The 13,001-nt window shown below is 59.0% G+C and carries 13 protein-coding genes; 12 read left to right on the top strand and 1 reads right to left on the bottom strand.

Going from position 1 to position 13,001, the window contains the following annotated elements:
• Positions 1-462: 462 nt before the first annotated feature.
• Complete coding sequence (locus AB4O16_RS02235; protein ID WP_160385550.1) at positions 463-1,485, bottom strand: zinc-dependent alcohol dehydrogenase family protein; 1,023 nt, start codon at positions 1,483-1,485, stop codon at positions 463-465.
• Between the two features lie 270 nt (positions 1,486-1,755).
• Between AB4O16_RS02235 and AB4O16_RS02240 the strand changes: the two genes are divergently transcribed.
• The 12 genes from AB4O16_RS02240 to AB4O16_RS02295 all read left to right on the top strand — a co-directional run bounded on the left by AB4O16_RS02240 (position 1,756) and on the right by AB4O16_RS02295 (position 12,984).
• Entirely contained in the window at positions 1,756-2,673 is a 918-nt protein-coding gene (locus tag AB4O16_RS02240) for a LysR family transcriptional regulator (protein ID WP_090455287.1), read from the top strand.
• Between the two features lie 148 nt (positions 2,674-2,821).
• On the top strand, positions 2,822-3,046 hold the full coding sequence (locus AB4O16_RS02245) for a hypothetical protein (RefSeq protein WP_460156874.1): 225 nt from the start codon (positions 2,822-2,824) through the stop codon (positions 3,044-3,046).
• 133 nt (positions 3,047-3,179) lie between these two features.
• Positions 3,180-3,995, top strand: coding sequence for a hypothetical protein (locus AB4O16_RS02250; RefSeq protein WP_460156875.1), 816 nt, complete (start codon positions 3,180-3,182; stop codon positions 3,993-3,995).
• Positions 3,996-4,079: 84 nt separating this feature from the next.
• Positions 4,080-4,910, top strand: coding sequence for a TIR domain-containing protein (locus AB4O16_RS02255; protein WP_460156876.1), 831 nt, complete (start codon positions 4,080-4,082; stop codon positions 4,908-4,910).
• A gap of 256 nt (positions 4,911-5,166) precedes the next feature.
• Positions 5,167-5,856 carry a DUF5677 domain-containing protein gene (locus AB4O16_RS02260; RefSeq protein WP_460156877.1) on the top strand — a complete coding sequence of 230 codons (690 nt, stop codon included), beginning with the start codon at positions 5,167-5,169 and terminating at the stop codon, positions 5,854-5,856.
• A 392-nt stretch (positions 5,857-6,248) separates the two neighbouring features.
• Complete coding sequence (locus AB4O16_RS02265) at positions 6,249-6,932, top strand: GntR family transcriptional regulator (RefSeq protein ID WP_095942192.1); 684 nt, start codon at positions 6,249-6,251, stop codon at positions 6,930-6,932.
• A 258-nt stretch (positions 6,933-7,190) separates the two neighbouring features.
• Complete coding sequence (locus tag AB4O16_RS02270) at positions 7,191-8,009, top strand: ABC transporter substrate-binding protein (protein WP_046042020.1); 819 nt, start codon at positions 7,191-7,193, stop codon at positions 8,007-8,009.
• 10 nt (positions 8,010-8,019) lie between these two features.
• Positions 8,020-9,798, top strand: coding sequence for a cis-3-hydroxy-L-proline dehydratase (gene lhpI, locus AB4O16_RS02275; RefSeq protein WP_460156878.1), 1,779 nt, complete (start codon positions 8,020-8,022; stop codon positions 9,796-9,798).
• On the top strand, positions 9,791-10,456 hold the full coding sequence (locus AB4O16_RS02280; RefSeq protein WP_110659584.1) for an amino acid ABC transporter permease: 666 nt from the start codon (positions 9,791-9,793) through the stop codon (positions 10,454-10,456). The genes lhpI and AB4O16_RS02280 overlap by 8 nt, the downstream gene beginning before the upstream one ends.
• A 10-nt stretch (positions 10,457-10,466) precedes the next feature.
• Complete coding sequence (locus tag AB4O16_RS02285) at positions 10,467-11,117, top strand: amino acid ABC transporter permease (protein ID WP_046042022.1); 651 nt, start codon at positions 10,467-10,469, stop codon at positions 11,115-11,117.
• Positions 11,110-11,832 (top strand): amino acid ABC transporter ATP-binding protein, encoded by a 723-nt coding sequence (locus tag AB4O16_RS02290; RefSeq protein ID WP_150714425.1) that lies wholly within the window; start codon positions 11,110-11,112, stop codon positions 11,830-11,832. Before AB4O16_RS02285 ends, AB4O16_RS02290 begins: the two co-directional genes overlap by 8 nt.
• Positions 11,833-11,955: 123 nt before the next feature.
• On the top strand, positions 11,956-12,984 hold the full coding sequence (locus AB4O16_RS02295) for a trans-3-hydroxy-L-proline dehydratase (RefSeq protein ID WP_110662499.1): 1,029 nt from the start codon (positions 11,956-11,958) through the stop codon (positions 12,982-12,984).
• Positions 12,985-13,001: the final 17 nt, after the last annotated feature.

Consider the following 13,001-nt stretch of genomic DNA (forward strand, 5'->3'; position numbering starts at 1 on the left):
CTTGAATTTTCTGGAAATTATTTGAAACGATCGCAACAGCGCTTCTTTCGATTGCCAAAGACGGGGCTGTAGTGCCCGGCTGGAAAGGGTTTGTCGGGCTGGAGGGAAGATCCTAGGAAACGTCCGACAAAGTCCCACAGACACTTAACACAAGAAATAAAGAAGAAAGTAGTCGCTGTCTTTTTGGCAACTACAGAACAACTAAATAATGTGGAGGTTTGCACCGATGGCGCACTTTTAAAAGTTATAGCCTGACAGACAGCCATGACTCATTCCTTGAGATGAAAGTAATCATTCAATTATCAGTGCTTAGTGGCTGATTAGAAGCTACAGATTACGGGCAAAAACCAGTTCAGTTGCTGGACCGGCCTGCGGATCGACGGCTTCTTTTTGCGGAGGGGGGCACAAACGAAAGAGTCCGTGCAGGCACGGACTCTTGGGGGTGGGCATTTGCAGCGGTGGTTACGCCGGCTCGACCTGCAGCGCGACCCTTTCGCGACACGGGCATTCGTCCATGTAGCGGTGTGCCTCGACAAACTCGGCAAACGGGAAGACCCGAGTCTTGAGCGGCAGCAGAACGCGATCGGCGGTCAGCTGGTTGATGTCGCGCAAGGCACGTTGCAGTGCGGCCTGGTCCTGGGTGATGCCCAGTTCCGGCTTGCCCGTGAAGTTGCCGATGCAGTGCACGAAGAACTGAATGTTCTTCTGGAACGCTGCGCAGGCCGGGAACGGCGTCTGGTTGCCACCTTGCAGGCCGTACAGCACCAGGCTGCCGCGAGGCGCCAAGACATCGCCCAGCAACGACATCTGCGGACCGCCCAAACCATCGAAGACCACGTCCACGCCGCGGTTGTCGGTGATCTTGTTGATCCGCATCAGCAGATCTTCTTCCTCGGTGACGATGACTTTCTCGGCACCCAGTGACAGCAGGTATTCACGTTCCTCTTCGGTCTTGGTCGCGGCGATCACTCGAACACCCAAGGCCTTGCCCAGTTGTACGAACGAAGGTCCGGCGCAATGACTCGCGTCAGTCACCAGGGCGAATTGCCCTGGCTTGACCCGTGCCAGATCCGCATAAGCGAAATAGGCGATCAACAACGGCGTGTAGTGCACGCTGGCTTCAATCGGGCTGAGCACATCCGGATAACGGGTGACTGCCGAGCGTGGCAGAACGATCAACTCACCGTAGACCGGATAGTCGTTCGGGCTTTGGGCCGGGAAGCTGGCGACCTTGTCACCGACCTCCAGGTCGTCGACACCCTCACCGACGGCGGTGACGATACCAGCCATCTCCTGCCCCAGGCCTGAAGGCAGGCGGGCATGGGACGGGGCCAGGTTCTGACGCCAGAGAGTGTCATACCAACTGATGCCGATCGCTTCGACGCGCACCTGCACTTCGCCCGGTGCAGGCTGAGCCGTCGCATGCTCTTCGCATTTGAGCACCTCGGCTGGACCAAACTTGTGAAAACGGATCGTGCGGGACATCGCAAACCTCGCCAAATGAACCTCTAATGCCTTGAACTCTAGCTGGGCTTTCAACCCAACACTATCTGTGGCTATTAATAGTCGACATGCCTGTCATTGATTCCGCAGCGCCGGCAACATCGTCAAATGTCGTAAGAAACCGAAGCAGCCCATGTAGGAAAAACTGAATTACCCGGTGCAGAGTACCAGCCTTTCCCCGTAATATTCCTGCTGGCCATTGTTCTCATATGGCCGCCCACGTCAAGCTTGCTGACTCTGCCAGGACTCCAGATGAATCGTAATGACCTGCGTCGTGTCGACCTGAACCTGTTGATCGTTTTCGAAACATTGATGCACGAACGCAGCGTGACCCGCGCCGCGGAAAAACTGTTCCTCGGCCAGCCCGCCATCAGTGCGGCGCTCTCGCGCCTGCGCGGCTTGTTCGATGACCCGTTGTTCGTGCGAACCGGGCGCAGCATGGAGCCGTCCGCCAGGGCCGTCGAGATCTTCGCCCTGCTCTCGCCGGCGCTGGATTCGATTTCCACGGCGGTCAGCCGTGCGGCCGAGTTCGATCCTGCCACAAGTACCGCGGTGTTCCGCATCGGCCTTTCGGACGACGTCGAGTTCGCCTTGCTGCCGATGCTGCTCAAGCGCCTGCGGGCCGAATCGCCGGGGATCGTGCTGGTGGTGCGCCGGGTCAACTACATCCTGATGCCGGGATTGCTGGCATCCGGCGAGATTTCCATCGGCGTCAGCTACACCACCGACCTGCCGGCCAACGCCAAGCGCAAGGTGCTGCGTCGCAGCCAGCCGAAACTGTTGCGCGCCGACACCGTGCCGGGGCCGTTGAGCCTGGATGATTACTGCGCTCGCCCCCATGCCCTGGTGTCGTTCGCCGGCGACCTCAGCGGCTTCATCGATGAAGAACTGGAAAAGCTCGGGCGCAAACGTCATGTCGTATTGGCCGTGCCGCAGTTCAACGGGCTGAGCACCCTGCTCGCCGGCACCGACATCGTCGCCACCGTGCCGGACTACACGGCCGATGCGTTGACCGCCGCCGGCGGTGTGCGCGCGGAAGATCCGCCGTTGCCGGTGCGCAGCTTCGAACTGCACATGGCCTGGCGCGGGTCGCAGGATAACGATCCGGGGGAACGCTGGTTGAGGTCGCGGATTCAGATGTTTTTCGGGGATCCGGATAGCCTGGCATAACCGGCCACATCAGCGGCACAAGCCAATAAATACGGGGGCTTTGCTTTCCAAGAACCTCCGATCAAGTCCAGCTTCCTCAGTTGTATTCCGGAAATGTGGGGGCAAAATTTGGACAGGAACCCATAGTCCATAGCTGGACGCCCCCCTAATGACTGACGATGCCGACGACCAGACCGAAGCCATCGATGGCAAATCCCAGAGACTCAGTGCTTCCAAGGTCAGAGATCTGACCAAACCCAGCAAACATACCGATGACACTGTGCTGGGGCTGTGTCTGGATGTCGGCAAGGTGCGTAAAGATGGCAAGCCAAGCAAAAACTGGCGCCGGGGAATAACCGACGTTGTACAGCAACGACTTGGCCACCCTGGATAATCAAACGCACCGCAGCATCGTTCAGCGGGAGTCAGCGTTATGAACATCCACTGAGTTGAGTGGATTGGCCGTGGCATGCTGCTACGCTTCCCGCTCTCGAGCGATATCCGTCGCGAACATAAGGAGATGGACCGTGCACATTTTCGAATTCATCGTTCCCGGCACTTGGCTTAATTTTCGAGGGCCAACTCCAAGCGCATCAGGGGAAATGGAGAACATGCTGGGCTCGCTGAAAAATCTGTTTTTCGAGGCTAACCTGGCATTGAATTTTTTTGAACAGTCGATGAACGTACCAGATCCGGACCCTACGCTAGAGCAATTTGATCGTCGAAGGAGGCGGCTAGGAGAGATCGAACAAATGGTTGTACAGGAGCACGAGGCTTCTACTGACGACTCTTGGGCTGACACAAGGCTTGAGGCAGACGCTCGCCTCAAGCGCGAAGAATGGACCAGCAGAAAACCGCCTAGCGAGTTCGAACACCAGATTTCTATTCTGTACGCGAAAGCTTTTCTATCCGCGATCGACGGGTTCGACAGACTCCTTAAGGTGATCGCGGAGACCGATGGCGTCCCTCAGGCCGTTGCCGGCTTCCATGCAAATCTGGAAACCGCTTTCCCAGATTTGCGTGGAGTCCGCAACTCAGTTCAGCACCACGAAGACCGAGTTCGTTCGCAGGGTGTCGGTGGAAGACCCCTTGATTTGCAACCTATCACTAACGGTATGGTGCCTCCTGAACTCCCCGTGCTAGCGCTCAACAACATTGAAGGCTCAATGTTCTGCACGATCATGGCCAATGGTCATTACGGCGGAGTAGACATCACTCCAGAGTCAATGGAAGCACTGCGAGACATTTTGCAGGAAGTCCTAAGCGCATTCGCTTGGACAGGACCGAAGCAGCACCTACCAAGCGCACCAAGGCTGGCGCTGCTGTACCGTGGTGACGTCTAACGGCGGCGATGGACAGGATGATGGCGAATCGGTAGCTTTTCTTTCACGCACCGATTCATGCCATGAAAAAATGGAATCTGTTTGATGAGCTTACGGTATTTGAAAAACCCCTTTGAGAAAGTCAGCTATCTGCAAACCTTGTTGATCGCTCGCGCTACAGGAAATGGCGGAGACTCTTCTGAATACGAACAACTTCGGCACGAGCTATTAAACGATGCAGAGATATCGGGACTCCTCCCTACGTGGATGAAGATGCATAGAGATCTCGACTCCTTCTGGAGCTTCATCAAGCACAAATTCCCAAGCTATGCAGAGCGTCGAACCTACTTATCGGAACAGTTCACCCCGTTGCTTGATGCTCTTGAGTCTGACTATAACCCGGAGCCAATCGAAGTGGGTCCTCCACCTAGGCCTAAATGGGTTTCGATTGCCGATGCAATAGGGACCGGTGTGCCCCCTGTAGTTGCCAGGAATAAAAGGAATGTGTTCATCGTCCATGGCAGAGATAACGAAGCCAAGCAAGAGGTCAGTCGATTCATCGAGAGCATCGGACTCAAGGCGATAATCCTGCACGAACAGGCCAGTGGCGGCAGAACGATCATTGAGAAAATTGAACATTATTCTGGCGATGCTGACTTCGCGCTAGTTCTATACACGCCCTGTGACCGTGGCCGAGGGGCACACGAGACAACAATACCGGCGAGGAACAGAGCCCGCCAAAATGTTGTTTTCGAGCATGGCTACCTTATGGCTAAGCTCGGCAGGGAAAACGTATGTGCTCTGTCCAAGGGTGACATAGAAACCCCTAACGATATCAGCGGCGTGGTCTACGTGAGCTTCGATCCTGCCGGAGGTTGGAAGGCAGAAGTCGTCAAAGAGTTGAGGGGGTGTGGGTACGTCGTGCAAGGCTGGTGAGCACACGTATCGCAGTTACCAAATGCCGAGGTAATGAGCCTCGGCATTTTTGTTTTCGCTAGTCATTGAGAGGCGGCCTCGGTGCCGACTTCCTGACAGTGCCTTCGGCACCGAACAATTCGGCGTACAGCACACCCAAGCGCAATTGATCACGGGAGCAGGCCGCCACCTCCATCACCAACACAAAGGGTAGAAAAAACCGCATTCACTGAATAGAGTCTTGCATCCATATCAGATCAGAAGGTGTTAGAGCCGAATGAGCAATTCACCAGCAATACTGGACGAGCTTGTTGAGTCCTTAAAGACGCAAGTTTCATTGCTGATCGCTGCATCAGAAATGGAGGCCATAGGGCCAAATGATCTTCGCGACGAATTTGCTCGTCGACAGCTGAGGCGCTCAGCGGAGCTCGTGAGCGGAGCAGCGGCATTAGGGGCAGTGGCAAACTCCGCCTCCTTGGGAATCTTAAGCCGCAGCTTACTCGAGCAACTGATAATGGTTTTGTGGGGCATTCGATCTATTGACAATGCGAAGTCCCAAAGCGACGCGGGTACCGCTGAATTGGCGAAAGCAATAAAGATGAACTTAAAAGCAGGTACCGCCAAAGTCGTTGACCGGCGCACTGGCGAGGAAGTAACAGCTAGATATCTCGATAGGGAGCAGGCAAAGGGGAGTCCGCGACGTAAGAGTGTTGAGGAGCAAGCCAAAGAGGCAGGCGTTTTGGACCTGTATACCGTTTTCTATAGATTTTTATCACTTGAGACCCATGGCCACAACGAAAGCCCCAAAGAAAAATCAGAAATCGCAGCTCTGTGCGTCACCCACCTTCAAGGGATTGGTGGCATCAGTCGCGCCATCGGTCAGGCAGGTGTCTGGTGGCTGATGCATCGTCACTGGCCAGACAACGAGTCACTACGTGAAGTGTTGGGCCTAAATGCAAAGGTTTAGAAACAAAGCTCGACGACACACAACCCTTTCTTGGACAAATACTCTCCATCCAATCCCAAAACGCAGTAACACTGAAAGCCACCCCGCACCATCTTGTTACTCTGACAGGAATCGCCATTCGAGATCGCTCGCAATCCCATGCGAGTAGAGGCAAAAATGCGGGCATGACTGATCTTTTTTGACCTAAAACAACCGTTCTAGAGCCTAGTCAAAATGGTCTTCGGGATCCGGATAGCCTCTGAGAAGGCGACGCAGACCTAAATGAAAACGGGCGCCTTAAAAGGCACCTGTTTTGTTGTAGCGGGTTGCAGGACCGATATCGGTTGCCCCGACGTCGCACCGGAGAAGATCAGCAAAAGAATTTCGTATACCCTAGCGCTATCTCACTCCAAATGACCGCCGCCGTGAACCTGACCAAACTCAACGCCCCCGACCTTGGTAACACGCCTTCGACGTCGGAGATCATCACCCGCCATCTGCGGGATGCGATTGTCGCCGGGCATTTTGCCGAGGATGAGCCGATCCGCCAGGACGACATCGCCCGCCAGTTCAATGTCAGCAAGATCCCGGTGCGCGAAGCCCTCAAGCGGCTGGAGGCCGAAGGGTTGGTGATGTTCCAGCGCAATCGCGGGGCGATGGTCACGCGGGTTTCCGATGCGGAACTGGCGCAGATGTTCGAAGTGCGGATGTTGCTGGAGGACAAGATTCTGCGCCTGGCCATTCCGAACATGACCGAAGAGACCTTCGCCCGTGCCGAGCGCATCTGCCAGGAGTTCATCGGCGAGGACGACGTGGGGCGCTGGGCCGAGCTCAACTGGGAGCTGCATTCCTGCCTGTACGAGCCGGCGCAGCGGCCGTTTCTGGTGAGTCTGATCCGTTCGGTCAATGACAAGCTGGAGCGTTATCTACGCATGCAGATGAGCTTGTCGGCCGGCAAGGAACGGGCCGATCACGAGCACCGCGAGATCCTCGCGGCCTGCCGCGCCGGGGATGTGGACCTGGCGGTGAAGCTTCTGGACGAGCACATTGCCGGCGTCTGCACGACCCTGTTCGAGCACCTGCCGCACACCCACTGACCCGCGATAATCAGCGTCAGGCGCGCAGTGTTCCCTAAAGGTGCGCCCACGCCCCCATTGCTCCCATCTGTAACACTGCCAGCGTTCGCCCTGACTTCCTCTCTCCCGCCCGTTGCGCCCCCGCAAGACCTCTACTTCAAGGCCTGACGATTTATTCACGGTCGGAACTTGAATCGGGCACGTTGATTGCTACTGTTAATATCGTATACGAAATCCCCAATACGATATTCAACAGCACTCCACATCAACGAGGCCTCTATGAAAAACCCCGCATTTGCCGTAGCCCTCAGCGCTGTTCTCAGTACCTCCTTCATCGCCACTGCCCAGGCCGACAAGCTCGACGACATCATCGGTTCGGGCAAGCTGCGCTGCGCCGTGACCCTGGACTTCCCGCCCATGGGCTTTCGCGATGCCAGCAACTCGCCGGCCGGCTTCGATGTGGACTATTGCCGCGACCTGGCGAAGATCCTCGGCGTCGAGGCCGAAGTGGTGGAGACGCCGTTCCCGGATCGCATTCCGGCACTGGTCTCCGGGCGGGCTGACGTGATCGTCGCGTCCACCTCCGACACCCTCGAGCGCGCCAAGACCGTTGGCCTCACCGTGCCCTACTTCGCCTTCCAGATGGTGGTGCTGACCCGCGACGACACCGGCATCAACGGCTTCGACGACCTCAAGGGCAAAGCAGTGGGCAACACCAGCGGCACCTATGAGGCCATCGCCCTGGAGAAAGACGTGAAGAACTGGGGCTCCGGCAGTTTCCGGGCCTACCAGTCGCAGAGCGATACCCTGCTGGCCGTCGCCCAAGGCCACATCGATGCCACCGTGGTCACCAATACCGTGGCCGCCGCCACCCTCAAGTCGGGCAAATACAAAAACCTCAAAGTCGCCGGTAACGCCCCGTACGTCATCGACTACGTGTCCCTGGGTGCCAAGCGCAGCGAGTTCGGCCTGCTCAACTACCTCAACCTGTTCGTCAACCAACAGGTGCGTACCGGACGCTACAAGGAGCTGTTCGTTAAATGGGTCGGCACCGAGATCCCGCCGACCAACCTGACCGTGCCTCAGGTCTACTACTGAGATGTCCGGCATGCCTGGGCCAATGTCTCTGACCGGGCGCAGCCTGGTCGCGGGTGCCGCGCAAGGCGCCCTGCTGTTCGCCGATGTCGGCTTGAGCTTCTGGGGCGGCGTCGATCCCTGCACGGGTGAAGTCATCGACCGCCATCACCCGCTCAGCGGCCAACACCTGGCCGGCCGCGTGCTGGCGATTCCCAGTGGTCGCGGCTCGTGCACCGGCAGCAGCGTGTTGATGGAGCTGATCAGCAACGGCCATGCACCGGCGGCATTGGTGCTGGCCGAAGCCGACGAGATCCTGACCTTGGGCGTGCTGGTGGCGCAGACCATTTTTGCCCGTTCCCTGCCGGTGCTGTGCATCGATCGGGAGGCCTTCGCCGCCTTGCGCGGCCAGGCCTTCGCCCGGGTCGAAAATACAACGCTGAGCCTGTTCGATCACCTGCCGGGCGACGCCTGGCAGGCGCTGGACAGCCCATTGGCAAATACTGACAGCAGCGCCTCGATCAGGCTCACCGAGCACGATCGGGCGCTGCTCGATGGCCGGCATGGCAAGGCCGCGCAAATGGCCATGCAGATCGTCCTGCGTATGGCCGAACTGCAGGGTGCCGAGCACCTGGTGGATGTCACTCAGGCACACATCGACGGCTGCATTTACACGGGACCTGCGAGCCTGCGCTTTGCCGAGCAACTGGTGCAATGGGGCGCAAAAGTACGAGTACCCACCACCCTCAATTCAATTTCCGTCGACCAGCGCCGCTGGCGCGAACTGGGGATCGACCCGGCACTGGGTGAACCGGCCAGTGCCTTGGGCGATGCCTATATGGCGATGGGCGCACAGCTCAGTTTCACCTGCGCGCCCTACCTGCTCGACACTGCACCGAAGGCTGGCGAACAAATCGTCTGGGCGGAATCCAACGCAGTGGTCTACGCCAACAGCGTGCTCGCTGCACGCACCCTGAAGTACCCGGATTACCTGGATATCTGCATCGCCCTCACCGGTCGCGCCCCGCTGATCGGCTGCCACCTGGACGCGCAACGCAAGGCCCGGCTGCAGATCGAGTTGCCGGCCCTCGGTGAACTGGACGATGCCTTCTACCCGCTGCTCGGTTACCACATTGGTGCCCTGTCCGGCAGTCGTGTGCCGCTGGTGCTGGGACTGGAACAACGCAAGCCGAGCCTGGACGACCTCAAAGCCTTTGGCGCGGCCTTCGCCACCACCTCTGCGGCGCCACTGTTCCACATCGCCGGGGTCACCCCGGAGGCCATTGACCCGGCGCAGGTGCTGGATGCGGACACTGCCATTGCCGTGGAAAAAATCCGCCTGAAGGACCTGCTGTCGAGCTGGCGCGAACTCAACAGTGCCCGCGATAACCGGGTGGATGTGGTGTCGCTGGGTAACCCGCACTTTTCCCTCAGCGAGTTCGCTCACCTGGCGCGACTGTGCCGGGGACGTCAAAGACACCCGCAGGTGGTGCTAGCCATCACTTGCGGCCGTGCCGTGCTGGAGCAAGCCCGCGAGGCCGGGCACATCGCCGTGATCGAAGCGTTTGGCGCGACCCTGGTCACCGACACCTGCTGGTGCATGCTCGGCGAACCCGTCATCCCCCTGGCGGCTGAAACCCTGATGACCAACTCGGGCAAATACGCCCACTACGCACCGGGCCTGGTCGGCCGCAAGGTGCACTTCGCCAGCCTTGCCGAATGCGTCGACGCGGCCTGCACCGCAACGGCCAGCGGACGTTTGCCGGCCTGGCTTCAACCTGCTGCCCTACTGGAGAGCCCAGCGCATGTTTGACTACAGCTTCCAATGGCGCTCCGCCCTGCGCGCCCTGCCGGACATGCTTGCCGGTGCCATCGTCACCTTCGAAACCGCCGCGCTGTCGATGATCTTCGGCGTGCTGATCGCCCTGGCCCTGACGGTGATGCGCGAGGCCAAACACCCATTGCTGCGCGGGTTCGGCAACGGTTGGGTATCGATTGCCCGCAACACCCCGTCGCTGTTCCAGATCTACATCCTCTACTTCGGCCTCGGTTCGCTGAACCTGCACGTCAGTTCCTGGTTCGCCCTGCTGGCCGGGATCACCTTCAACAATGCCGGGTACCTGGCGGAGAACTTTCGCGGCGGCCTCAAGGCCGTGCCGAACACGCAGGTGCGTGCGGCGCGTTCCCTCGGCATGAGTGCCTTCCAGGCCTACCGCATGATCATCGTCCCGCAACTGCTGCGGATCGTGTTCTACCCACTGACCAACCAGATGGTCTGGGCGGTGTTGATGACGTCGCTGGGGGTGATCGTCGGGCTGAACAATGACCTGACCGGTGTGACCCAGGAATACAACGTCAAGACCTTCCGCACCTTCGAGTATTTCGCCATTGCGGCGGCGCTGTATTACTTGATTGCCAAGGCGATCGTCGCGGCAGCCCGGCTGATGGCCTGGCGGTTGTTCCGTTACTGAGGAGCTGTCCATGTTTTCCACCGATTTTTCCTCGAATGACCTGATGTTCCTGCTCAACGGTGCGTGGGTCACGATGCAACTGACGTTCTGGTCGATCATTCTCGGCTCCGTGGCCGGGTTGTTCTTCGGCCTGCTGCGGGCCCTGTTGCCACGGGCGAGCCTGCCGCTGGCGTGGGTGCTGGACGTGTTTCGCAGCGTGCCGTTGCTGATCCAGTTCGTGCTGTTCAACTCACTCAAAAGCATCGTCGGCCTGAACATCAGCGCCTTCAGCGTCGGCTGCATTGTGTTGGGGGTTTACGCGGCGGCGTATTTCACCGAGATCGTGCGTGCCGGCGTGCTGGCGGTGCCGTTCACCGTACGACGGGCCAGTCGCTCGCTGGGTTTGAGCTTCTTGCAGGACCTGCGCTGGATCGTCCTGCCGATGGCCACCCGAGTGGCGTTCCCCGGCTGGTTGAACCTGGTGCTCGGTGTCATGAAAGACACCGCGCTGGTGATGTGGATCGGCATCGTCGAACTGCTGCGCGCCTCGCAAACCATCGTCACCCGCATCCAGGAACCGTTGCTGGTGCTGTGCATCGCGGGCCTTATCTACTACGTCATGAGCCTGGTGGTCGCACGCCTGGGCGCTCGTCTGGAAAGAAGGTGGCAAGAAAATGATTGAGATCGACAACGTACATAAATCCTTCGGCAACCTCGAAGTGGTCAAGGGCGTCAACCTGACGGTGAACAAGGGCGAAGTGGTGTCGATCATCGGCGGCTCCGGCTCCGGCAAATCGACCTTGCTGATGTGCATCAACGGCCTGGAACCGATCCAGAAAGGCAACATCCGCGTTGACGGCGTCGAAGTCCATCACAGCGCCACCGACCTCAATCGCCTGCGGCAGAAAATCGGCATTGTGTTCCAGCAATGGAATGCCTTCCCGCACCTGACGGTCCTGGAAAACGTCATGCTCGCGCCGCGCAAGGTGCTGGGCAAGAGCAAGGCTGAAGCTGAAGAACTGGCGGTCAAGCAACTGACCCACGTCGGTCTGGGCGACAAGCTCAAGACCTTCCCCGGCAAGCTGTCCGGTGGACAGCAACAACGCATGGCCATCGCCCGCGCCCTGGCCATGTCACCGGACTACATGCTGTTTGACGAAGCCACCTCGGCCCTCGACCCGCAGTTGGTCGGTGAAGTGCTGGACACCATGCGCATGCTCGCCGAAGACGGCATGACCATGGTGCTGGTGACCCACGAAATCCGCTTTGCCCGGGACGTGTCCGACCGTGTGGCGTTTTTCCGCAATGGCCTGGTGCATGAGATCGGTTCGCCGGATCAGGTGATTGGCAATCCGGTGCGTGCGGAGACTGCAGCGTTTCTGAAATCTGTGAAATGACAACTGGCCTCATCGCTGGCAAGCCAGCTCCCACAGGTTTGGTGGTGTATGCAACAACCCAAATCACTGTGGGAGCTGGCTTGCCAGCGATGAGGCCCTGACAGACAACACAAGGATCAAGTCATGCGTTCATCAAAAGTCATTCATGTAGTCAGTTGCCACGCCGAAGGCGAAGTCGGCGATGTGATCGTCGGCGGCGTCGCCCCGCCGCCCGGCGCCACCGTGTGGGAACAGTCGCGCTGGATCGCCCGGGACGAAACCCTGCGCAACTTCGTCCTCAACGAACCCCGCGGCGGCGTGTTCCGCCACGTCAACCTGCTGGTCCCGGCCAAGGACCCACGTGCGCAGATGGCCTGGATCATCATGGAACCGGCGGACACCCCGCCGATGTCCGGCTCCAACTCGTTGTGCGTCGCCACGGTATTGCTCGACAGCGGCATCCTGCCCATGACCGAGCCGCAAACCCGCCTGGTCCTGGAAGCGCCCGGCGGCCTGATCGAAGCCGTGGCCGACTGCCGGGATGGCAAGGTGCAACGGGTGGAAGTGAAAAACGTGCCGTCCTTCGCTGATCGACTGGATGCGTGGATTGAAGTCGAAGGCATCGGCTCGCTGCAGGTTGACACCGCCTATGGTGGCGACAGTTTCGTGATTGCCGATGCCAAAGGCCTGGGTTTCTCCATCCGCCCGGATGAAGCGGCCGACCTGGTCGCGGTCGGGCTGAAAATCACTCGAGCGGCCAACGAACAACTGGGCTTCGTGCATCCGCTGAATCCCGAGTGGTCGCACATTTCCTTCTGCCAGATCGCCGCGCCCATCGTCCATGAGAACGGCATCGCCACCGGCGCCAATGCGGTGGTGATTCAACCGGGCAAGATCGACCGCTCCCCCACCGGCACGGGTTGCTCGGCGCGCATGGCGGTGTTGCAGGCCAAAGGCTTGATGCAGGTTGGCGAGCGCTTTGTCGGCCGTTCGATTATCGGCTCCGAGTTCCACTGCCGCATTGATTCGCTGACCGAAGTCGCCGGCCGCGCCGCGATTTACCCGTGCATTTCCGGCCGGGCGTGGATCACCGGCACCCATCAATTGCTGCTCGACCCAAGTGATCCGTGGCCACAAGGCTATCGCCTGTCCGACACCTGGCCCGGCGCCTGATCACGCCATCGCTGAAC

It is taken from the genome of Pseudomonas sp. S2_H10, from assembly GCF_054668285.1.

Bases quoted from the DNA above. Each gene is read 5' to 3' on its own strand.
- AB4O16_RS02235 (WP_160385550.1), bottom strand. From the start codon at position 1,485: ATGTCCCGCACGATCCGTTTTCACAAGTTTGGTCCAGCCGAGGTGCTC.
- AB4O16_RS02240 (WP_090455287.1), top strand. From the start codon at position 1,756: ATGAATCGTAATGACCTGCGTCGTGTCGACCTGAACCTGTTGATCGTT.
- AB4O16_RS02245 (WP_460156874.1), top strand. From the start codon at position 2,822: ATGACTGACGATGCCGACGACCAGACCGAAGCCATCGATGGCAAATCC.
- AB4O16_RS02255 (WP_460156876.1), top strand. From the start codon at position 4,080: ATGAGCTTACGGTATTTGAAAAACCCCTTTGAGAAAGTCAGCTATCTG.
- AB4O16_RS02260 (WP_460156877.1), top strand. From the start codon at position 5,167: ATGAGCAATTCACCAGCAATACTGGACGAGCTTGTTGAGTCCTTAAAG.
- AB4O16_RS02265 (WP_095942192.1), top strand. From the start codon at position 6,249: ATGACCGCCGCCGTGAACCTGACCAAACTCAACGCCCCCGACCTTGGT.
- AB4O16_RS02270 (WP_046042020.1), top strand. From the start codon at position 7,191: ATGAAAAACCCCGCATTTGCCGTAGCCCTCAGCGCTGTTCTCAGTACC.
- lhpI (WP_460156878.1), top strand. From the start codon at position 8,020: ATGCCTGGGCCAATGTCTCTGACCGGGCGCAGCCTGGTCGCGGGTGCC.
- AB4O16_RS02280 (WP_110659584.1), top strand. From the start codon at position 9,791: ATGTTTGACTACAGCTTCCAATGGCGCTCCGCCCTGCGCGCCCTGCCG.
- AB4O16_RS02285 (WP_046042022.1), top strand. From the start codon at position 10,467: ATGTTTTCCACCGATTTTTCCTCGAATGACCTGATGTTCCTGCTCAAC.
- AB4O16_RS02290 (WP_150714425.1), top strand. From the start codon at position 11,110: ATGATTGAGATCGACAACGTACATAAATCCTTCGGCAACCTCGAAGTG.
- AB4O16_RS02295 (WP_110662499.1), top strand. From the start codon at position 11,956: ATGCGTTCATCAAAAGTCATTCATGTAGTCAGTTGCCACGCCGAAGGC.